Below are 20762 nucleotides of genomic sequence, written 5' to 3' on the forward strand. Positions count from 1 at the left end.
CGCTTAGCCTCGGTGTCATGTGGGTGTGGCAACTGGCACTGGCGGTGGGCTTCGGCATCGGCTCCGCCGTCGTACCGTTCATGAACGCGGAGGCGTACGTCCTCGCGCTCGGCGCCACGCACGCCCTGAACCCGGTGGTCGCCGCGGTCGGCGTCTCGATCGGGCAGACCATCGGCAAGGTCGCGATGTTCCTCGCCGTCCGCTACCGACCCGGATATGCGGCCCGCAAGACCAAGAAGGAGCCCAAGCCGGTCAACCTGGACACCCGCTGGGGCCGCTTCGTCCAGTGGAACCGCGACCTCAGCAAACGCCTCATGGACGCCATGAGCGACAGCCGCTGGGGTGCCCCGGTCACGCTCCTGAGCGCGTTCGTCGGCATCCCACCGCTGTACGGCGTGGCACTCATCGGCGGCGCCTCGCGGATGCGGACCGTCGTGTTCACGCTGTCGGTCCTGGTCGGCCGCAGCGCCCGCTTCATCCTGCTCGCGCTCGGCGTGGGCCTGTTCTAACCCTCGAACTTCCGCCCGGTCAGCTGTTCGTACGCCGCGATGTACGACGACCTGGTCCGCTCGACGACCTCGTCGGTCAGCGGCGGCGGCGCCTCACCGGACGTGCGGTCCCAGCCGGACTCGAACTGCAGCCAGTCGCGGACGATCTGCTTGTCGTACGACGGCTGCTGCTTGCCCGGCGCCCACTGGTCGGCCGGCCAGAAACGGCTCGAGTCTGGGGTCAGCACCTCGTCGGCCAGCACGAGCGTCCCGTCCGCGCGGGCGCCGAACTCGAACTTCGTGTCCGCCAGGATGATCCCGCGCTCCTCGGCCATCGCCCGCGCCGTCGTGTAGATCTCGAGCGTGGTGTCCCGCAGGACAGCCGCCGTGTCCGCGCCGACGGTCGCGACCACCACGTCGTACGACACGTTCTCGTCGTGCTCGCCGAGCTCGGCCTTCGTGGCCGGCGTGAAGATCGGGGCGTCGAAGCGGGAGCCCTCGACCAGGCCGCCCGGCAGCGGGATCCCGCAGACCGCGCCGGTGGCGTTGTAGTCGACCAGGCCGGTGCCGCTCAGGTACCCGCGGGCCACGCACTCCACCGGGTAGATCGCGAGCTTCTCGCACACCACGGCCCGTCCGGCGACCTCGGCCGGCACGTCCGTGGAGATGATGTGGTTCGGCACGTCCAGCTGCTCGAACCACCACAGGCTCATCGCGGTGAGCACCTTCCCCTTGTCGGGGATCACCGACTCCAGGACCCAGTCGAAGGCGCTCATCCGGTCGGTCGCGACCATCAGCAGGTCGCCGGACTCGAGCTCGTACAGGTCCCGGACCTTGCCGGAGTGGAGGTGCTTCGCACCGGGAATCTCAGGCGCCTGCGGAAGTGTGGTCACGGGCCTGATTGTTCCATCCGCCTACCTACGGGCCCGCAGGGCCACCAGTTTCCCGCCGACGGCGAACAAGGCGTCACGGATCGTGCAGAGCAGTCGGTTCTCGGTCTGGCCGAGGCGGCCGACGCTGCGGGAGCGCTTCACCAGCTTGGTCGTCGCGGGCCGTCGTTCGGCGTCGTACGCCGTCAGCGCCGCCGGCAGATCGCTGGTCCGTCCGACGTGCCGGGCCAGCGCACCCGCGTCCTCGATCGCGGAGCAGGCGCCGCGGCCCAGGTTCGGTGTCATCGCGTGCGCCGCGTCGCCGAGCAGCACCACCCTCCCCTGCGCGAACGGCACCAGCGGCAACGTCAGGTCGTAGATGTCGTTCTGCAGGATCTTCTCGCTGCTCGCGATCAACCGCGGCAGCGGATCGTGCCAGCTCTCGAACACCGTCGGCTCGCTCTTGGTGCCGGCCGGCTGGTTCGCGGTCGCGTACCAGTAGAACCGCCCGTCGATCAGCCGCGCGAACCCGAACAGCTTCCCGCGACCCCACGTCTCGCCACCGCCGTCGAGGTCCACGTCGGCGATACCCCGGTACGCCGTGAACCCGGAGTACCGCGGTCCTGCGTACTGCGGATACAGCGCTCCACGCACCCCGCTCCGAATCCCGTCGGCGGCCACCAACAGCTCCGCCCGCAGCTCACCGTTGACCGTGACCCCGTCCGCATCCTGCGTCACCGTCCGTACGTCGTACCCGGTCCGGACCGTCACCGCGGGGCCGAACTCGGCCGTGATCAGGTCGTGCAGCTGCGCGCGGTGGATCATCACCGGGAGCTCCATGCCGAGATCGGCCGCACCGACCACCCAGCGACCGTCGGGCTTGCGCATCCCGGCCGGCTTGGACTGCACCGACGCCTTCTCGACCCCCTTGATCCCGAGCTCCTCGAGCACGGCGACCGCCGACGGCCAGACCGAGATACCGGCCCCGACCTCCCCCAGCTCCGGAGCGCGCTCCAGCACTGTGACCTGCCAGCCGCGCCGTTGCAGCGCGACAGCAGCCATGACCCCTCCGATACCCGCCCCGACCACGATCGCCGTACTCATGTCACTGACTCTACATCTGTAGAGTCAGGCTGGGAAGTGCGAGACTGTGCGACGTGACGAAGCAGGCTCCGCGGGGCGCGGATCGGCAGGACGCGATCGCGGACGCGGCGATCCATCTCGTCGCGACCCGCGGATTGCGCGGGCTGACCCACCGCGCCGTCGACGCCGAGGCGGGCCTGCCGCCGGGCTCCACGTCGTACTACCTGCGGACGCGGAACGCCCTGCTCACCGCGTGCGTGAGCCGGATGCTCACCCGGGACGTGGCCGGGATGCCGCCGCCCGGCGCGGATCCGGTTGAGCTGATGGTGGCGATGACGGTGGGACTCGCGCAGAGTCGTCCGGACGATCTGGTCGCGCGGTACGAGTTGTCGCTGGAGGCGAGCCGTCAGCCGGAACTGCGGACCGCGATCGTCGAGGGCGGGCGGCAGTTGCGGGCGATGCTCGCGCGGTTGCTGGCCGGACTCGGCGTACCCGATCCGGAGGCGGCCGCGTGGCCGGTCGCCGCGATGCTGGACGGACTGCTGTACGACCGGATCGCCGGGACCGGCACAACGCTCTCACCAGAAGCGTTCGAGGCCGCCGTACGACGCTCTGTCACGGCGCTGATCGCCGGACTCAGAGACGGTCCGTGAGCGCGACGAACGTGAAATAGCCGACGCCGACCAGCATGCCCACGTGGCCGAGGACGGACAGGCCCGCACCGGAACCCCAGGAGTCACTCTGCGCATCCTCGGAGTGCTTGCCGCCGCTCGGCAGCCAACGGGCCAGAAGCAACAATCCGATGACCGTCAGCAACCACCAGCCGGCCAGTACGACCAGGGCGATCCCCCGCTGACCGGTGATCAGGGCAACGACCCAGCCGATCAGCGTGATCACTCCGACCACGGTGTGCAGCCGCAGCAGCGTTGCGGAGTACCCGTGCCGGCCTGCGCCGTGACCGGTGCCGTCGACAACAGTCCCGCCGAGCCGGACGCGCGTGATCAGTACGACGACCGCTCCGAGCGCGGTCAGGAACCAGGTGACGTTCGACCATTCCACGCCCCGATCCTTACCCCTCCCGATGGGCAAGTGAACCATTCAGCGTGTCGTCTCGTGCCTGACGACCGTCCAGAAAACCCACTTTGTGCACCAGATCCGTGCGCTGCGCGCCGCCTCGTACGGATCTGGTGCACAAAGTCGTAGGGATGCCACGCCCGGCGGGCCGAGTGTCCGCTCGGGGCCCGCCGGGCTGCCTGGGGCAGGCTCGGGTCAGCTGGTTTGGGTCTGCCCCGGGATCTGCTGCGTCCCGGTGCCTTGCTGCGTGCCTTGGCCTTGCTGCGTGCCTTGGCCTTGCTGCGTGCCTTGGCCTTGCTGCGTGCCTTGGCCTTGACCCTGCCCCGGGAGCGTGCCTTGGCCGTTGCCCTGGGGGAATCCGCCACGCATGCCGCCACCGGGGCCGCCGAACTGGCCCTGCTGGTTGCTCGTGCCGTCCCACGAGTGCCCGACCGCCATGCCGCCGAGGAAAGCCAGCACGGCAAGAACCGACCCGGCACCGGCGAGCACCAGATTGCTCGGCCGCCTACCACCCTTGGCCACCTCAGGCTGCTGCCCCGTCGGTTGCTGCCCCGCCGGTTGCTGCGCTGTCGGTTGCTGCGGCGCAGGTTGCTGCGCTGTGGGGTCCGGGGTGCCCGGGTTGTTCTGGGCGGCCTGCGCCGCCTGGAACTGGGCTTCTGCGGACTGTGTCATCTTCATGCTCCTGTTCCGGTGGAAAGGTCGTACACCGTGGTGCTGCCGACGGTCTGGGCGGTGAAGTTCTCGCTGACCCAGGTGGCGATCTCGCTGGAGGTGCCGTTGCGGCCGCCCATCATCCCGCCGCCACTGCTACCGATGAAGTAATGGACCTTGCCCTGGGCAACCAGCTGCTTGAACTCGTCGAGCGACGGCGCCTGGTCGGTCCCGTTGAACCCGCCGATCGCCATGATCGGTTCGCCGGACGCGATCTGCAGCGGTGCGGCGCCGTTCGCGGTGACTGCGGCGGCGGCCCAGGTGTACCCCTTCGCACCTTGTTGCAGCAGCGTCACCAGTTCGTTGGAGACTCCACTGATCCCGCCACCACCAAGGAACCCGCCCATCCCGCCACCACCAGGCCCAGCCTGCTGCGTAGTCCCGGTCCCCGGCTGCTGCGGCGTACCGGTGCCGGTCTGGCCAGGCGGCGTACCCATCCGGCCGCCGAAGCCACCGCGCATGCCACCCATGCCACCGGCGCCTGACGGGCCGGCGGAGGGCAGAGCACCGGCGTGCGCCGTATTGATCGTCGCGACCGAGTACGCCGTCGGACCGGCCAGCGCACTCACCGTGAGCAGTGCCGCCGTGAACAGCCCGGCCCGCCGAGCCGCCGTACGGTGCAACTTCAACTCAGGCAGGACCATCAGCAACCCGGCTGCCACCACACCGGTGGCCAGAACCACCCCGCGCAACCACGGCTGCCACGTCGGCGTCTGGTTCAGCAGCGCGAAGCTCCACCCGGCCGTCAGCAGGATCCCACCGGCCAACGTTGTCCGCGGCAACCATTCCGTACGTCGCTTCCAGAGCACCGCCATCGCCGCACCGATCAGCGCACCGATCGCCGGAGCCAGCGCGATCATGTAGTAGCTGTGGATGATGCCCTGCATGTAGCTGAACACCAACCCGGTGACGACCAGCCAGCCACCCCACAGCAACGCGAACGCCCGCTTCCGATCGGTCCGCGGCGCCTTGCCCGAGGCAACGACCAGCACGATCGTCGCGAGCAGAGCCGCCGGCAGTAGCCAAGCGATCTGCGAGGCGAACTCACCGTTGAACAGGCGCTGTACGCCGGCCGCACCACCCCAACCGGGATTGCCAGCCCCGCCACCGACCGAACCGGTTTCGTTGCCGTTCAATCGACCGAGGCCGTTGTAGCCGAGGGTCAACTCGAGAATGCTGTTCGTCGACGACCCGCCGATGTACGGTCGCGCCGAGGCCGGAATCAGCTCGACGATCGCGACCCACCAGCCGGCACTCACGATCAGCGAAACCGTCGCCAGCACCAGGTGCAGGAGACGCTTCCCCACCGCCGGCTTCCCCGCGACCAGGTACGCGATCCCGAACGCGGGCAGGATCAGGAACGCCTGCAGCATCTTCGTCAGGAACCCGAACCCGACCAGCGCACCGGCCAGGATCATCCATCGCGCCGAGTGCTTCACAGAGTCGATCGCCCGCGTCACCGCCCACGCACCGGCGCAGAGCAGCAGGATCAGCAGCGCGTCCGGGTTGTTGAACCGGAACATCAGGACGGCGACCGGCGTCATCGCGAGGATCGCTCCGGCCAGCAGGCCGGCGTTCGCGGAGAACCAGCGCCGTACGGCGACGTACACGAAGCCGACGCTCGCGACGCCCATCAGGGCCTCGGGTACCAGCATGCTCCAGGTGTTGAAGCCGAAGATCCGCCCCGACAGCCCCATCACCCACAGCGAGGCCGGCGTCTTGTCGACGGTGATGAAGCTGGAGGAGTCGAGCGACCCGAAGAACCAGGCCTTCCAGCTCGTCGACCCGGCCTGCACCGCGGCGGCGTAGTACTCGTTCGCGTAGCCGTTCTTGGACAGGCCCCACAGGTACGCGATCGCGGTCAACGCCAGCAGGCCGCCGTACAGGACCTTGTCCTTGCCCAGCGTGTACTGCGTTGTGATCGCGCGAGGTCTGGTCGCCTCGACGGGATCGGTGAGGGTTGCCATGTCAGTTGCTCCGGGTCTGGTCGAGAACCGCTGGGGGTTCGAAAGCGGGCAAAGTGGGGGCGTCGTCGTCGAAGACCCAGGCCTGGAAGAGGCTGAACCGGACGACGGTGGCGGCCAGGTTCGCGATGGTCAGGACCGTGATTTCGACCGCCTGGTGAGGCGCGGACACCGCGGTATGCAAGAGCCAGAGCGACGCTGCGGTCAGGCTCCAGCCGATCCCGAAGGTGACCAGGCCGCGCAGGTGATGCCGCCAGCGGCCTTCGATCCCGCGCACCCCGAACGTGATCCGTCGGTTGAGCGCGGTGTTGCCGACCGCGGTGATCAGCAGCGCCAGGAGGTTCGCGACCTGGGCCGGCAGGCCCTGGCGCAGCACGAGATACAGCAGCGCGTACGCCGCCGTACTCAGCACCCCGACCGCGCAGAACCGCAGGACCCGCGCGGCCAACGCCGTACGAGGATCGAGAATGCGCGGCCGGCCGTACTTCTGCCGGATGGCCTCCAGGTCGACGCGGTTGCGCATCAGCCGGGCGATCCCCCGCAGGTCCTCGCCCACCGTCTTCGCGATCGCGACCCGGGAGTCCAGGTCGTCGACCCAGTCCACCGGGACTTCGTGGATCCGCAGCCCGGCCTGCTCGGCGAGCACCAGCAGCTCGGTGTCGAAGAACCAACTGGTGTCCTCCACCAGCGGCAGCAGCTCGCGCGCCACGTCGGCGCGGATCGCCTTGAACCCGCACTGCGCGTCGGAGAAATGCGCATTCAAGGTTGCCCGTAGCAACAGGTTGTACGAGCGCGAGATGAACTCCCGCTTCGGCCGCCGGACCACCCGGGAGCTCTTCGCCAACCGGGTGCCGATGGCAACGTCACTGTGCCCGGCGAGCAGCGGCGCGACCAGCGGCAGCAACGCGTTCAGGTTGGTGGACAGGTCGACGTCCATGTAGGCGAGCACCTCGGCGGTGCTCGCGGACCAGACCTGCTTCAGCGCGCGGCCGCGCCCGGACTGCTCGAGCCGGACCACCCGGACCCCGGGCAGCTCGGCGGCGAGCAGCGTACCGATCTCATAGGTCGCGTCCGTACTTCCGTTGTCCGCGATGCAGACCTCGGCCGGAAACGGGAAGGCGGTGTCGAGAAACTCCCGCAACCGTCTGATGTTCGGTCCGAGGTCGTGTTCCTCGTTCTTGACGGGTACGACGATCTCGACCCGAGGATGACCTGGAATCTGCATGTCACCGATGCTGTCCGGTGAACCTGAGTCAGCCCCTGTGCGTGGCTGGCAGTTTCCTGGGACCTACCGGGTGCGACGGAGCCAGAGCAGACCAAGGACTGGCAGCACCAGCGGCACGAAGCCGTACCCCTGCCCGAAGTGCGACCACACGGTCGCGTCCGGGAAGTCGTCGGGTACGGCGTAGCTGAAGGCGCCGATCGCGATCACGCCGGCCAGCTCGACCGCGATCGCGGCCGTGGCGACCTTGCGCGACACCACGGTCGCCTTCGCCAGCGCGAACGTCGCGGCGCAATAGATGACCGCGGCAACGGCCGACAACAGGTACGCGATCGGGGCGTCGCCGAACTTGGTCGCGATCTGTACGCCGGCCCGCGCGGTCGCGGCCAGCGCGAACACGCCGTACACCGCGATCAGGATCCGTCCGGGCCCGTGCTTCGTGGCCCCTGGATCGGTCATGTCAGACCGCCCACAGGTCGTGCAGCCGCAGCTCGAGGATCGGAATCACCAGACACGCGATGGCCAGCGCGCCGGCTCCCCACCGGCTGCTCTCGGCCAGTGCCCAGAACGCCCCGATCGGCAGGATGATCAGCGACCCGATCAGGTACCCGATGAAGAACGGTCCGGACACGTCCCGGTCGGTCCCGGCGTACTGCACGATCCCGACGACCAGCTGCGCGACCAGCCCGACCTCGATAACCCCGACCGCGCCGAGCACGGTCCAGTCGATCCGCTTGTCCCGCGCCGCCAGCACAACGGCGTACACCATCGCAAGCAGCGCCAACGCGACAAGGAACCAGGTGAGCGGTGCGAACACGAGTTAGAGGATGTCACCCGGGGTGTAGGCGGCCGCTTCCGGGTAGCGCTTGGCGAGTTCGTCGATCTTGGCGACGACCGCGGCGACCTGGGCGACGGCCGCGCCGGTGAAGGACAGCGGCTCGCCGACGATGCCGACGATCTGCTCCTCGGTGAGGCCGAGGCGGCCGTCGGCGCCGAGGCGATGGAACAGGTCGTTCGCCGCGAGACCCTTGCGCAGGTCGAGCGCGGTGGCGACCGCGTGCTCCTTGATCACCTCGTGTGCGGTCTCCCGGCCGACGCCGTTCTTCACCGCGGCCATGAGCACCTTGGTCGTAGTCAGGAACGGCAGGTACCGCTCCAGCTCGCGGGCGACGACCGCCGGATACACCCCGAACTCGTCCAGCACGGTCAGGAACGTCTCGAACAACCCGTCCAGCGCGAAGAACGCGTCCGGCAACGCAACCCGCCGTACGACGGAACAGAAGACGTCGCCCTCGTTCCACTGGTTGCCGGCCAGCTCGCCCGCCATCGACGCGTACCCGCGGAGGATCACCGCGAGGCCGTTGACCCGCTCGCAGGACCGGGTGTTCATCTTGTGCGGCATCGCCGAGGAGCCGACCTGGCCCTCCTTGAAGCCTTCGGTGACCAGCTCGTGCCCGGCCATCAGCCGGATCGTGGTCGCCAGGCTCGACGGCCCCGCGGCCAATTGCACCAGAGCGGACACGACCTCGTAGTCGAGAGATCGCGGGTACACCTGGCCGACGCTCGTCAGTGTGTGGCTGAACCCGAGGTGCTGGGCGATGTCCTGCTCCAGCTCCTCCAGCTTGGCCGGGTCACCGCCGAACAGGTCCAGCATGTCCTGCGACGTACCCACCGGGCCCTTGATCCCGCGCAGCGGGTACCGCTCGATCAGCTCCTCGATCCGGGCGATCGCGACCAGCAGCTCGTCGGCGGCCGATGCGAACCGCTTGCCCAGCGTGGTCGCCTGCGCGGCCACGTTGTGGGAGCGCCCGGTCAGCACCAGCGCCGCGTGGTCGGCCGCCAGTTGGCCCAGCCGTACGGCGATCGCCACCGCACGGTCCCGGACCAGTTCCAGGCCGGCGCGGATCTGGAGCTGCTCCACGTTCTCGGTCAGGTCACGACTCGTCATCCCCTTGTGGATGTGTTCGTGCCCGGCGAGCGCGCTGAACTCCTCGATCCGCGCCTTCACGTCATGCCGCGTGACCCGCTCGCGGTCCGCGATCGACGCCAGGTCGACCTGGTCGATCACCCGCTCGTAGTCCTCGACGACCCCGTCCGGAACCTCGACCCCGAGCCGGCTCTGGGCCTTCAGTACGGCGACCCAGAGCTTCCGCTCGAGCACGATCTTGTGCTCCGGTGACCACAGCTCCGCCATCGACAGACTGGCGTAGCGCGCGGCGAGAACGTTGGGGATGCGGGGTTTGGTCACGAACCCCATTCTCCCAGACGGCTCAGAGGTCGCGCGGAGCGGTGGTGCCGTCGCGAGCGTCGTCCCGCGGAGTGCTGGGCAAGGCGGAGGAGGGAGGCAGGACGGAGTCCTGTCGACCGACGACAACGCCGCCCAGTGCCCGCGGGGCGGCGCGCAGCAGGCACCACCGCTCCGCGCGACCTCTTACTAGTCGACGGTGACCAGACCACACAGCAGCGGGCCGGACAGCGTGCACACTCGGTACGAGCCCGACGGCAGACCCTTCGGCATCGCCAGCGTGTACGGGCCGGTGCCCTGGTACGACGGGATGCTCATCCCCATCTCACCCGTCATCCGGATCGCGTACGGCGTGGTCGCGTCGCCCGGGACCTTCGCGACCAGCGTGTACAGCGCGACGTCCGGCTTGGACGCCGACGACAACGAGAACGTCACCGCGCGGACCTGCTTGTCCGGGAACGAGGCGACGAACTGGCCGCCTGCGCTCTTGGTCAGCGCGGTCACCGACTTCAGGCCCAGCGGGCCGGCCTTCTGGATCGCCGGCGCGGACGGCACCGACTCGACCGACGGCGGAACCACGGCGTTCGTGGGCACCGGGCTGTCGGCCACGGGCGTGTTCGAGGCCGGGCGGAGCGTCGGGACGATCGCGACAGCGCCGACCACAGCGGCCGCAGCGATCACGGTCAGACCGGCGGTCCGGCGGCGCTTGCGGGTCTTGGCCGTGGTCAGAACGGAGTCGAAGTCTCCTCCCGCCTCGGCGGCGCGGCGGTCGGCCAGCGCCTGCAGGTCCTCCCGCAGATCAGGCACCAGATCAGGCATGGTCGTCACTCCTCAACAGCAATGATTCGGACAGGGCGTCCCGGGCGCGGGACAGGCGCGACTTGACCGTGCCTTCCGCGATACCGAGCGTGTCCGCGACCTGAGCCACGCTCAGGTCACAGACGTAATGGAGGACGACGACCTGCCGGGTCGGCATCGGCAGGCCGGCGAGAGCCTGCTCGAGATCACCGGTGTACCGGTCGGCGGGGTCCGGGACGTGTTCGGCCGGCAGCCGGTGGAACAGCTGCGTGAACCGATTGCCGTCCCGGTGCCTGTTCGCGGCCAGCCGCACGGCCACCAGGCGGACCCAGGCCTCCGGCGCGTCGTACCGCGACACCTTCTCCCAGCGGGGCACGAGCCGGACGAACGCCTCCTGGACGATGTCCTCGGCCTCGGCACGTGACCCGGTCAGCAGCGAGATCACCCCCACCAGCCGCGGCTGGTGGGCGCTGTAGAACTCTCGCAGCCCCTCCGTCTCCATACCCACCAACACCCCCGACCCGGCGATCCGGTTCCCTGTTTTCGTGACCCTATCCAAAGTCACTCTGTGTACATGAACAAGTTGACCACGTATGAGGCCGCCTGGCTCCTCGGCGGCGCCGAACGAGCTGCACTGGTGATCTTCGTGGCGCTTGCCACCGATGGCCGACTGGAGGTCGCGGACAAGCGGCAGCGGGTCAAGCTCGTCCGCTCCGACGCGACCTACCCGGTGGAGGCGGCCGCGCTCGCGCTGGTCCCGGAGAGCGGTCTCGGCGTGGCGGACTTCCTCACGCAGATCGCGGCCACCGAGGCGGTCAAGGACCTCGAGGCGGCCGTCCGCGCGAAGGGACAGCTCCGGATGCTCCGCTGGTTCAGTCCGACGTACCGCGACCTGCTCCAGCACCCCGGCACCGGCGTACGGCGGGTTGCGGTGCTCGGCGTACCGGGAATCGAGGACGAGCGGCTCCGGGACATGCTGGAGCACCCGTTGCCGGCGATGCCGAGGATCGATCCGTTCAAGCCGGTGCGGGACAACACGATCGACGGCACGCTCGGCCCGACGACCGGCAGCGGCTACATCTGAGGTTCAGACGGGCGAAGAGACCCGCCGAATTCGGGTCCATGGGCCCCCGGCTACGGGCCCTTCGGTGCATGGCGGCGGCGCGGGCCGGTGGCGAACACTCGAAGTACAGAAGATCCACCTACCGCGGCGTCACAGTCCGCGGCCCGAAAGGAACCCGCCATGCGCCGCAAGACATTCGACGCGCTGCTCACCTCAGCCGGACTCGTGCTCGCGATCGTCCTGGTCGCCGCCGGCGGTCTGTTGCTGTGGGCACACTCCTTCGTCAACACGCAGGTCCACGACCAGCTCGCCGCCCAGCAGGTCTACTTCCCGAAGGCCGGCAGCGAGTCCCTGGAGGACCCGGCCGTCAAGCCGTACCTGTCCCAGTACGCCGGCCAGCAGCTGGTGAACGGCGCCCAGGCCGAGGCCTACGCCAACCACTACATCAAGGTCCACATCAACGAGCTGGCCGGCGGCAAGACCTACGCCCAGCTGTCCGAGGAGTCGCGGGCCAACCCGAACGACACCAAGCTCGCGGGCCAGGTGCAGACCGCCTTCCGCGGTGAGACCCTGCGGGGCCTGCTGCTCAACGCGTACGCCTTCTGGAAGATGGGGCAGATCGCCCTCATCGCCGGGATCGCCGCCTTCGCCGCGGCCGGGCTGCTGCTGATCCTCTCGATCCTCGGCTACGCCCACCTGCGGACGGCGCCCGCCAACGCCGAGGTGCTGCCGAAGCTGGCGGGTCCGACGCCACACACCGTCTGACCCCCACGACAGACAGAACCGCCGGCCACGCCTGGGCCGGCGGTTCTGTCGTGTCGAGGGGTCTCGCCGAAGCTCAGACGGTGATCTCGCCGCGCTCGGCCTTGAGGGCGATGTCGGTGCGGTGCTGGGAGCCCTTGATCCGGATCTGACCGACGGCGGCGTACGCGCGCTGGCGGGCCTCGGCGAGGTCCTTGCCGACGGCGCTCACCGCGAGGACGCGGCCGCCTGCCGTGACCAGTTCCTCGCCGTCGAGCGCCGTACCGGCGTGGAAGACGCGGACGTCGTCGTTCTCGGCCTGCTCGACACCCGTGATCGCGTCGCCCTTGCGCGGGCTGGCCGGGTACTTCTTCGCGGCGACCACCACGGTCACCGCCGAAGCGTTCCGCCAGCTCAGGGCACCGTGGTCGGCAAGCTTTCCGGTGGCGGCGGCGTACAGCAGGCCGCCCAGCGGGGTCTTCAGCATCGGCAGCAGCGCCTGCGTCTCGGGGTCGCCGAAGCGGCAGTTGAACTCGATCACGCGGACACCGCGCGACGTCAGCGCGAGACCGGCGTACAGCAGGCCGCTGAACGGCGTACCGCGGTGGCGGAGCTCGTCGATCGTCGGCTGCAGGACGTGCTCGGTGATGTCGGCGACGAGGTCGTCCGGCGCCCACGGCAGCGGTGTGTAGGCACCCATCCCGCCGGTGTTCGGGCCTTCGTCGTTGTCGCCGAGGCGCTTGAAGTCCTGCGCCGGCTGCATCGGCAGCACTGTCGTCCCGTCGGTGATCGCGAACAGCGACACCTCGGGGCCGTCCAAGAACTCCTCGATCAGCACCTGGTCGCACTCGGCCGCGTGGGCGAGCGCTGCCTCACGGTCCGAGGTGACGACCACACCCTTACCCGCGGCGAGCCCGTCGTCCTTCACGACGTACGGCGGCCCGAACGCGTCGATCGCCGTCGCGGCCTCCTCGGGCGTGGTACATACGTACGCCCGGCCGGTCGGCACGCTCGCGGCGGCCATCACGTCCTTGGCGAACGCCTTCGAGCCCTCGATCTGCGCGGCTTCCCGGGACGGTCCGAAGACCGCGAACCCGGCGTCCCGCAGCGGGTCGGCCAGGCCGGCCACCAGCGGCGCCTCGGGTCCGACGACCGCCAGGTCGACGTCCAGCTCCCGGGCCAGCGCGACGACCGCGTCGTGGTCCGAGATGTCCACCGGACGGCAAACGATCGTTTGCCCGTCGTACGCCGGACGCAACACGGCAATGCCAGGGTTGCCCGGGGCCGCGACGACCTGCTCGACCTCCGAATCCTGGGCCAGCGCCCAGGCCAGAGCATGCTCGCGGCCACCGGAGCCGATCACCAAGACCTTCACGGGCGCTCAGCCTAGCGTGCCCCGGGTACAGAGGCCTCAAGCGGTGCAAGACTGCGCTTTTACTGGAGGTGAGCGATTGACTACCAACTCAGTACCGGCGCGTGCCGGCCGCCGCCCGACACCGGTCTCGCTGGTGTCCTGGCTGATGCTCGTCCCCTGCCTGGTGGTGTTCGCGCTGTTCATCATCTGGCCGCTGGGCAAGTCCGTCTCGCTGTCTTTGCACGGCTCGGACCTGTTCGGCCGGCCGGACGCGTACGTCGGACTGCAGCACTACAAGGACATGCTCGGCTCGGCCGAGTTCCGGCACATCCTCTGGGTGACGTTCGCGTTCGTGCTGCTGACCGTGATCCCCGGCGTGCTCGGCGCGCTGGTCGTCGTACTGCTGCTCGAGCAGCACATCAAGGGCATCCGGATCTTCCGGACCGCCTTCGCGCTGCCGTTCGCGTTCTCGGTCGCCAGCGCCTCGGTCATCTTCGCCACCATCTACAACCCGGCGATCGGGCTCGCGAACGGCCTGCTCGGCCGATTCGGCGTCGACCGGATCGGGTGGCTGACCGATCCGTCCTGGGCGCTGATCAGCGTCGCCATCACCACGGTCTGGATGAGCATCGGCTACAACGTGCTGGTCCTGTCCGCGGGCATCGGCGCGATCCCGACCGAGATCAACGAGGCCGCCACGCTGGACGGCGCCGGCGGGTTCCGCGCGTCGCGGTACATCACGATCCCGCTGCTCGGCCCGCAGCTGTTCTTCCTGGTCGTGATCTCCACGATCCAGTCCCTGCAAGGCTTCGGGCAGATCAAGATCCTGACGCCGGAGGGCGGCCCGGAGCAGTCGACCAAGACGCTCGTCTACTCGATCTACCACACCGCCTTCGCGAACAACGCCAGCGACTTCGGCGCCGCGTCGGCCCAGGCGATCGTGCTGCTGCTGATCCTGCTCGCCTGTACGGCGATCCAGTTCGGCGTCCTGGAGAGGCGGGTGCACTACAAGTGAGAACAGGTCGTGTCGCCACCTACGTGGTGCTGATCGGGGCCGCGCTGCTGGTGATCTTCCCGGTGTACTACGTCATCGCCGGGTCGGTCATGTCCCCCGGCCAGATCTCGTCGTACCCGCCGGATCTCTTCCCGCACGGGCTCTTCACCGGCAACTACAAGGGCGCGACGTCGTCGGGTACGCCGATCGGGCAGCAGTACCTGAACTCGATCCTGCAGACGTCGATCATCACGCTGTCGCAGCTGCTCACCAGCGTGCTGGCGGCGTACGCGTTCGTCTTCATGAAGATGTGGGGACGCACCGTGCTGTTCGGGCTCTTCCTGGCCACGCTGATGGTGCCCTGGGAGTCGATCGTGCTGCCGAACTACCTGACGATCACGAGTTGGGAGTTCAACGGGCACGGACTGACCAAGACGTACGCCGGAACGATGATCGCGCTGGTGCTGCCGTTCCTGGCGAACGCGTTCGGGGTGTTCCTGCTCCGGCAGTCGTTCCTGCAGTTCCCGGTCGAACTGCGCGACGCGGCAACGATCGACGGCGCCGGGCACTGGCGGTTCCTCAGCCGGATCCTGCTGCCGCTGAACAAGCCCGCGCTGACGGCGGTCGGGCTGTACGTGTTCCTGTCCGCGTGGAACCAGTTCTTCTGGCCGTTGCTGATCGGCGACACGGCGTCCCGCCGTACCTTGCAGATCGGCATCAGCCAGCTCAACGACGCGGAGGCCGCCGACCCGGGACTCATCCTGGCCGGCGTCACGCTGTCGATCCTGCCCACGCTGGCCATCGTGATCTTCGGCCAGCGCTTCATCGTCCGCGGGCTGACCGCGGGTGCGATTCGCTAGAAAGGTTGGTTCCCATGAGATCCCTCCGACGTACGGCGGGTGCCGCCTCACTGCTGGCGGTGCTGGCTCTGGTCGCCGCCGGCTGTGGTGGCTCCTCGGATTCCAAGGACTCCGGCAGCGGCGGGCAGGACGTGCCCGACGCCAGCGCGCTCGACAAGGCCAGCGGGGTCACGAAGGTCACGTTCTGGCACGGCATGAAGGGCGCGAACGGCGCGGCCGTCGACAAGCTGGTGAAGGCGTTCAACACCGCGAACTCCGGCAAAATCGAGGTCACCGCGGTCTACCAGGGTGACTACGACGACACGATCACGAAGTACAAGACCTCGGTGCAGCAGGGCAACACGCCTTCGGTCGTACAGATCTACGACATCGGGTCGCGGTTCATGATCGACTCCAAGCAGACCGTGCCGGTGCAGAAGTTCGCCGACAAGGACGGCTACACGCTGGACTCGATCGAGCCGAACATCGCGAACTACTACTCGATCGACGGCGCACTGAACTCGATGCCGTTCAACTCGTCGATGCCGTTGCTGTACATCAACAAGGAAGCCTTCGTGAAGGCCGGCCTCGATCCGAACAAGCCGCCGACGAACCTCGACGAGATCATGGCGGCGGCGAAGAAGCTGACCGTCAAGCAGGGCGGGAAGACCGTCCAGTACGGCTTCAACGCGGCGATCTACGGGTGGTTCGTGGAGCAGCTGATCGCCCAGTCCGGTACGACGTACTGCGACAACGACAACGGCCGCAAGGACCTGGCGACGAAGGTGAACTTCGACGGCGAGCAGGGCGTGAAGATCGCGACCTGGTACCAGGAAATGGTCAAGCAGGGTCTGATGCCGAACACGGGCAAGAAGACCGACGACGCGCAGGCCGTCTTCAAGTCCGGTACGTCGGCGATGCACCTGGAGTCGACCGGTGCACTGCGGGGCTACATCGACGCCGCGAAGGGCAAGTTCACGGTCATGACCGCGCCGTTCCCGCACCTTTCGTCGTCTGACACCGGCGGTCCGATCATCGGCGGCGCGTCGCTGTGGATCGACGGCCCCGGCCACTCCGACGCCGAGAAGCGCGCCTCGTGGGAGTTCGTGAAGTTCGCCTCCTCCCCCGCCCAGCAAGCAGCCTGGCACACCGGAACGGGCTACTTCCCCATCAACAAGAAGGCGCTGGACGAGCCCGCCGACAAGGCGTGGGTGGCGCAGTACCCGCAGTTCACCACCGCGATCACCCAACTCCACAACACCAAACCGACCAACGCCTCCTCCGGCTGCATCCTCGGCGTCATGCCCCAAGCCCGCAAAGCCGCCGAAGACGGCCTGGAAAAAGCAGTCCTGGGCACCGACCCAGCCACCGCCATGAAAGCCGCCGCAGACTCCATCAAGCCCCAAATCGACCAGTACAACAAAACAGTCAAGAAGTAACTTCTGCGTCCGGCGGCCGCCCGAAGACAGAAGGTTTCTTCGGGCGGCCCCAGCACACCCACACGTGCTCCGCGGCCAGCGACTGGCCCATTCAACCAAGGAGAGCTACACGGCCTCAGGGCGGCGGGCAGCCAACTTCGAGGCCTTGGACCGCGAGTTCTTGGCGGGCACCGCGGACCTGCCGGACTGGTCTTTAGGCCTGAGCTGCGATACACGCTGGTGACTGATGCCGAGCAGCGGACCAGTATCTCGCATGCTGAGGCCAAGCTCGTGGGTCAGCTTCGCGGCGAGTTCACGCGTCGCCTGCTCCAACTGCGTCTCCTTGGCAGCCAACTCCGCCCGTTCGGCGCGGAGGGCGTTGGCCTGCTGGACGAGCTCATCGCCGACGTCGTACGACCACTCCAGGGAAAGTTCCGCCATTGCGGAGGAAGGAAAGTCAGCTGCGAGAACGATGATCTCGCGTACGTATCGGTCCAGGGCAGTGAGGTTCGAGGCGTAGGTCTGCGTGCCCTCAAGCTCCGGCACGTTGGCCAACCACTGATCGCCCTCCCGAGTGACATGCACCTCGTACGTCGTCATCCCCTGAGCCACCCCTTCCCGAGAGCTGGTTCCAGCGCCTTCTCGATCGACGCGAGAGTTCAGCATCCGGTCTACTTCGCCGGCGCTCGTCGATCGGTATGTCACCGCCATGGTCAGGAACCGTCGTGAACACCGTTCCTGGCGAACCGTCCGGCCTCGTGTAGTCCACGCGGAACCGTCTGTGCGATCCGACTTGCCGGGTTTGGGTGCCACCCGCCCTCTGGATCGCTCGGATCACCTCGCGCGCCTTCACAAGAGTAAGTCTAGTGACTAGACAACACAAGCGGCAAATCGCTAGACAGTCCGCTTGAGCGACCGCACTGACGCACGCCGACCTGGGCGGCGGGGCCGCGCGTTCAGTAGTGCCAGTAGTAGCGGGCGTCGGCGTTCCAGGTCAGCGGGTATGTGGTGTGGTTGGTGAAGGACGTGCCTAGGCCTCGGGCTAGTTCTACTGTGCGGGTTAGCTGGAGCGCGTAGGGGTGTTGGTTGTCGTCCCACCACTGTTCGTACTGGGTGATGCAGGTCTGGTTTGAGTAGTACGGGTTGCTGCACGGGTGGGGTGGGAGCCACTTCTGGAGGTGGCGGAAGTGGACCGTCGTCGAGCCGTTGGGAGCCTTGATGGTGCCGGTGGCGTCCAGGCAGTAGCCGGCGGCGGGGATGGTCCATTTGACGTAGTGCTGGCGGCCGGCGTTGGGCGGGATGGGTTGCTGGTTGGTGCAGTTCGCGTCGCCGATGGTTTCGGTGGTGACGCGCTGGATCTGCGTGAGCGGGCGGCCCGCGCCGTCGTTGTAGCCGTCGAGGAGGACCCAGTCACCGTCGTGAATGAAGTGTTCCGCGGACTGCGGCGGCCAGGCCTTCGGGTCACCCCAGGAGATGTCGGACTCCGTCGTACTCAACGGAGTCCACGCCCACTGCCCGGCCGCCGTCCCGCCGGCGAAGTACTGCCCGGCGGACTTCTCGAACATCAAGGAGTACTGCGCATACGTTTCCGGGGCAGGCGCAGTCAGCAAGCTGACCACTAAAACGAGCGCTTTGATCACAGAGCGCTACTCTAGCCGAGCACCTCGCGCAGCTTCGCGGCGAACTCGACCGGCTTGCCCGGCTGACCGTATTCGTTGCCGAGGAAGCCACCGTGCCCGCTCGGGAACACGACCGGCGTCAGCCCGAGCCTCTCGGCGACTGCCTTGCCGCCTCGACCCGCGAGCGCGTTGCCCGACTCCTCGCCGATCCCGATGACGATCCGGTCGGTCGCCTTGCCCAGGGCGTCGAAGTCCGGCTGGTACGACGTACAGCCACGAAGGTTCTGCCCCAGCAGAGCATCCGTCCGTGTCCCGTCGTCCTCCGACGGCAGGCCGAACATCGCCGGATCCGGCGCGGGCTGCTGCGTGTAGTCGGCCGGGATCTCGCCGTCGTACGACACGAGCGTGATGAACTTCGCCATCCCGGGCCCCATGCCGTCACGCTGGTAGGTCTCGTACATGTCCGCGACCGCGGCCAATGCGGCCTCGCTGTCCGGGAGGATCCCGGCGAGCGGCGGCTCGTGCGCGACCAGCGTGTTGATCAGGTCAGGGCGACGCACCGTCAGCGCCAGCGCGTTCACAGCACCGCCACTGCTGGCGAAGATGTCCACGGGCCCCGCGTCCAGGTGCTCGATGAGCGCGGCCAGGTCACCGGCGTGGTCGTCAGGAGAGAGCTCACCCAGCTCACCGCTGCGGGCACTGCGCTCCACACCCCGCGGGTCGTACGTCACCACGGTGCGGTCCTCGAAATGCGAGGCCAGCGTCGGGAATCCGCTGGCGCCCATCGGCGAGCCGATCATCAACAACACCGGCCGTTGCGCCAGGTCACCGCGAACGTCGTACGTCAGCGTCGCCCCCGGTACGTCGAGCGTCTGCGTCACAGGCTCCGGCATCACAGCACCTCCAGGTCCGGCCCACCCCCACTGGTCGGCCTCATGATCGAGAGCCTAGGGGATATCTCCCGACCTCGCGCCGTCGCGAGCAGGTGCTCGGTGCGGTGCATCGGCGTGCGGGGGCGAAGGTCTCGATGCGGAGCATCGTGGCCTTCGCACCCGTGCGGCGAGGTGCCGTGCCGAGTGCCGCGCAGTAGGCGTGGGGTCGGGAGATATCCCCTAGGGCAATCTGGTTAGCTGGTGGCATGACTGAGAAGCCAGAGATCGACTTTCCGGACGGGCCGCCGCCGGCGGATCTCGAGATCACCGACATCACCGTGGGCGAGGGCGACGAGGCCAAGGCCGGTTCGCGGGTGAACGTGCACTACGTGGGCGTTGCCCACTCCACCGGCGAGGAGTTCGACGCGTCGTACAACCGCGGCGCCCCGCTGGCGTTCCAGCTCGGCGTGGGCCAGGTCATCCAGGGCTGGGACACCGGCGTCCAGGGCATGAAGGTCGGCGGCCGGCGCAAGCTCGTCATCCCGCCGCACCTCGGGTACGGCGACCGCGGCGCCGGCGGCGCGATCAAGCCCGGCGAGACCCTGATCTTCGTCGTCGACCTGATCAGCGTCAGCTGACGACCCACGCAGCACACCGGAAACAGCAGCCGGCGGCGACCAGGAACTCCTGATCACCGCCGGCTGATTCATTTCTCGGGTAGATGTACTCATCCGCCGTACGCGGCTGACCGGTTGACTGGTGCTATGAGATTGACACGGTACGGCGCTCTGCTTGCGAAGGTGCTGCTGGTCGGGTTGTTGCTGTCGGCACTGATCTGGCCGGACCTCAGCGGGATCAAGGGGAAGGCGTCGACCGCTCGCCTGATCGTGTACCCGCTCGGCGGGATGATCCTGCCGCTGTGGTGGTGGGCCTACGGACGAACGCGGAGCAAACTGCACCGCACGTTCCCGTGGGCGGCGGATCTGCTGATGACACTGCCCTGGTTGATCGACCTGGTCGGCAACCGGCTCGACCTGTTCGACACGGTCAACTGGTGGGACGACGCGATGCACTTCGTCCTGTGGGCGTTCCTCACCGCCGGCGTCCTGCTGGCGTTCGCGCCCCGCGATCTATCGAGCGCCGTCACCACGTTCGTCGCCCTTGGTTTCGGAACGACCGCCGCTGTCATATGGGAGGTCGGTGAATACGTCACCTTCGTCCGCACATCGCCCGAACTGCAGACCGCCTACACCGACACCTTGGGCGACCTGGCCCTCGGCACACTCGGCGCGCTGCTCGCCGGCCTGATTGTGAGCCGGGCACGTCGAACACCGGCTGCGTGAAACCCCCTCTAGTTCCAACGTATAGCGGGTGGGGGGACTTGCCGCAAGCCCCGGTTCGTGCCGAA

Annotated in this window: 25 protein-coding genes; 9 read left to right on the forward strand and 16 right to left on the reverse strand. The window is 68.2% G+C overall.

The window, feature by feature from the left end; all coding sequences use genetic code 11:
- The first annotated feature begins 17 nt into the window (after positions 1-17).
- Entirely contained in the window at positions 18-509 is a 492-nt protein-coding gene (locus EV651_RS15985; RefSeq protein ID WP_133785969.1) for a hypothetical protein, read from the forward strand.
- On the opposite strand, the gene EV651_RS15990 is transcribed toward EV651_RS15985, so the two are convergent.
- A complete protein-coding gene (locus EV651_RS15990) occupies positions 506-1381 on the reverse strand; it encodes a phosphoribosylaminoimidazolesuccinocarboxamide synthase (RefSeq protein WP_133785970.1) in 876 nt (291 codons plus the stop codon). The two genes, EV651_RS15985 and EV651_RS15990, sit on opposite strands and share 4 nt — an antisense overlap.
- Positions 1382-1402: 21 nt before the next feature.
- A complete protein-coding gene (locus EV651_RS15995; RefSeq protein WP_133785971.1) occupies positions 1403-2461 on the reverse strand; it encodes an FAD-dependent oxidoreductase in 1059 nt (352 codons plus the stop codon).
- A 53-nt stretch (positions 2462-2514) separates the two neighbouring features.
- Here EV651_RS15995 and EV651_RS16000 point away from each other — a divergent pair, with 53 nt between their 5' ends.
- Entirely contained in the window at positions 2515-3093 is a 579-nt protein-coding gene (locus EV651_RS16000) for a TetR/AcrR family transcriptional regulator (RefSeq protein WP_133785972.1), read from the forward strand.
- On the opposite strand, the gene EV651_RS16005 is transcribed toward EV651_RS16000, so the two are convergent.
- The 9 genes from EV651_RS16005 to EV651_RS16045 all read right to left on the reverse strand — a co-directional run bounded on the left by EV651_RS16005 (position 3077) and on the right by EV651_RS16045 (position 10956).
- On the reverse strand, positions 3077-3499 hold the full coding sequence (locus tag EV651_RS16005) for a hypothetical protein (RefSeq protein WP_133785973.1): 423 nt from the start codon (positions 3497-3499) through the stop codon (positions 3077-3079). The two genes, EV651_RS16000 and EV651_RS16005, sit on opposite strands and share 17 nt — an antisense overlap.
- A gap of 210 nt (positions 3500-3709) precedes the next feature.
- Positions 3710-4186, reverse strand: a complete 477-nt coding sequence (locus EV651_RS16010; RefSeq protein ID WP_133785974.1) for a hypothetical protein — start codon at positions 4184-4186, stop codon at positions 3710-3712.
- 2 nt (positions 4187-4188) lie between these two features.
- A complete protein-coding gene (locus tag EV651_RS16015; RefSeq protein WP_133785975.1) occupies positions 4189-6192 on the reverse strand; it encodes a glycosyltransferase family 39 protein in 2004 nt (667 codons plus the stop codon).
- A 1-nt stretch (position 6193) separates the two neighbouring features.
- Positions 6194-7414, reverse strand: coding sequence for a bifunctional glycosyltransferase family 2/GtrA family protein (locus EV651_RS16020; RefSeq protein ID WP_133785976.1), 1221 nt, complete (start codon positions 7412-7414; stop codon positions 6194-6196).
- Between the two features lie 63 nt (positions 7415-7477).
- Complete coding sequence (locus tag EV651_RS16025; RefSeq protein WP_133785977.1) at positions 7478-7870, reverse strand: hypothetical protein; 393 nt, start codon at positions 7868-7870, stop codon at positions 7478-7480.
- Between the two features lies 1 nt (position 7871).
- Positions 7872-8228: a hypothetical protein gene (locus tag EV651_RS16030; RefSeq protein ID WP_133785978.1), complete on the reverse strand. Its 357-nt coding sequence runs from the start codon at positions 8226-8228 to the stop codon at positions 7872-7874.
- Positions 8229-8231: 3 nt separating this feature from the next.
- Complete coding sequence (gene purB, locus EV651_RS16035; RefSeq protein ID WP_370352755.1) at positions 8232-9659, reverse strand: adenylosuccinate lyase; 1428 nt, start codon at positions 9657-9659, stop codon at positions 8232-8234.
- 186 nt (positions 9660-9845) lie between these two features.
- Positions 9846-10475: a hypothetical protein gene (locus EV651_RS16040; RefSeq protein ID WP_133785980.1), complete on the reverse strand. Its 630-nt coding sequence runs from the start codon at positions 10473-10475 to the stop codon at positions 9846-9848.
- The gene (locus EV651_RS16045; RefSeq protein ID WP_133785981.1) at positions 10468-10956 is read right to left on the reverse strand and encodes a SigE family RNA polymerase sigma factor; all 489 of its coding nucleotides are present in this window, start codon (positions 10954-10956) and stop codon (positions 10468-10470) included. The genes EV651_RS16040 and EV651_RS16045 overlap by 8 nt, the downstream gene beginning before the upstream one ends.
- 72 nt (positions 10957-11028) lie before the next feature.
- Here EV651_RS16045 and EV651_RS16050 point away from each other — a divergent pair, with 72 nt between their 5' ends.
- Both EV651_RS16050 and EV651_RS16055 read left to right on the forward strand, forming a co-directional pair.
- Entirely contained in the window at positions 11029-11538 is a 510-nt protein-coding gene (locus EV651_RS16050; protein ID WP_133785982.1) for a hypothetical protein, read from the forward strand.
- Positions 11539-11697: 159 nt separating this feature from the next.
- Positions 11698-12282, forward strand: a complete 585-nt coding sequence (locus EV651_RS16055; protein ID WP_133785983.1) for a hypothetical protein — start codon at positions 11698-11700, stop codon at positions 12280-12282.
- A 73-nt stretch (positions 12283-12355) separates the two neighbouring features.
- On the opposite strand, the gene purD is transcribed toward EV651_RS16055, so the two are convergent.
- Positions 12356-13633, reverse strand: coding sequence for a phosphoribosylamine--glycine ligase (gene purD / locus EV651_RS16060; RefSeq protein WP_133785984.1), 1278 nt, complete (start codon positions 13631-13633; stop codon positions 12356-12358).
- A 76-nt stretch (positions 13634-13709) separates the two neighbouring features.
- On the opposite strand from purD, the gene EV651_RS16065 reads away from it, so the two are divergent.
- Genes EV651_RS16065 through EV651_RS16075 form a run of 3 tightly spaced genes read left to right on the forward strand, consistent with a single transcriptional unit; the run spans position 13710 to position 16884 of the window.
- Positions 13710-14627 carry a carbohydrate ABC transporter permease gene (locus tag EV651_RS16065; protein ID WP_238156916.1) on the forward strand — a complete coding sequence of 306 codons (918 nt, stop codon included), beginning with the start codon at positions 13710-13712 and terminating at the stop codon, positions 14625-14627.
- Positions 14624-15466, forward strand: coding sequence for a carbohydrate ABC transporter permease (locus EV651_RS16070; RefSeq protein WP_133785985.1), 843 nt, complete (start codon positions 14624-14626; stop codon positions 15464-15466). Before EV651_RS16065 ends, EV651_RS16070 begins: the two co-directional genes overlap by 4 nt.
- 14 nt (positions 15467-15480) lie before the next feature.
- Complete coding sequence (locus EV651_RS16075; RefSeq protein ID WP_133785986.1) at positions 15481-16884, forward strand: ABC transporter substrate-binding protein; 1404 nt, start codon at positions 15481-15483, stop codon at positions 16882-16884.
- 105 nt (positions 16885-16989) lie between these two features.
- Here EV651_RS16075 and EV651_RS16080 read toward each other — a convergent pair whose 3' ends face one another.
- The 4 genes from EV651_RS16080 to EV651_RS16095 form a co-directional block, all read right to left on the reverse strand.
- Positions 16990-17463, reverse strand: a complete 474-nt coding sequence (locus tag EV651_RS16080) for a type II toxin-antitoxin system HicB family antitoxin (RefSeq protein WP_133785987.1) — start codon at positions 17461-17463, stop codon at positions 16990-16992.
- Positions 17396-17716, reverse strand: a complete 321-nt coding sequence (locus tag EV651_RS43265; protein WP_202870344.1) for a type II toxin-antitoxin system HicA family toxin — start codon at positions 17714-17716, stop codon at positions 17396-17398. Before EV651_RS43265 ends, EV651_RS16080 begins: the two co-directional genes overlap by 68 nt.
- Before the next feature lie 103 nt (positions 17717-17819).
- Positions 17820-18482 (reverse strand): hypothetical protein, encoded by a 663-nt coding sequence (locus EV651_RS16090; protein WP_370352759.1) that lies wholly within the window; start codon positions 18480-18482, stop codon positions 17820-17822.
- Between the two features lie 32 nt (positions 18483-18514).
- Positions 18515-19375 (reverse strand): alpha/beta fold hydrolase, encoded by an 861-nt coding sequence (locus tag EV651_RS16095; protein ID WP_133785988.1) that lies wholly within the window; start codon positions 19373-19375, stop codon positions 18515-18517.
- A gap of 245 nt (positions 19376-19620) precedes the next feature.
- On the opposite strand from EV651_RS16095, the gene EV651_RS16105 reads away from it, so the two are divergent.
- Together EV651_RS16105 and EV651_RS16110 are read left to right on the forward strand one after the other, a co-directional pair.
- Positions 19621-19992, forward strand: a complete 372-nt coding sequence (locus tag EV651_RS16105; RefSeq protein ID WP_133785989.1) for an FKBP-type peptidyl-prolyl cis-trans isomerase — start codon at positions 19621-19623, stop codon at positions 19990-19992.
- Between the two features lie 126 nt (positions 19993-20118).
- Positions 20119-20697 (forward strand): hypothetical protein, encoded by a 579-nt coding sequence (locus EV651_RS16110; RefSeq protein ID WP_133785990.1) that lies wholly within the window; start codon positions 20119-20121, stop codon positions 20695-20697.
- The last annotated feature ends 65 nt before the right edge of the window (positions 20698-20762 follow it).

It is taken from the genome of Kribbella sp. VKM Ac-2571, assembly GCF_004362255.1.
GTDB lineage: Bacteria > Actinomycetota > Actinomycetes > Propionibacteriales > Kribbellaceae > Kribbella > Kribbella pratensis.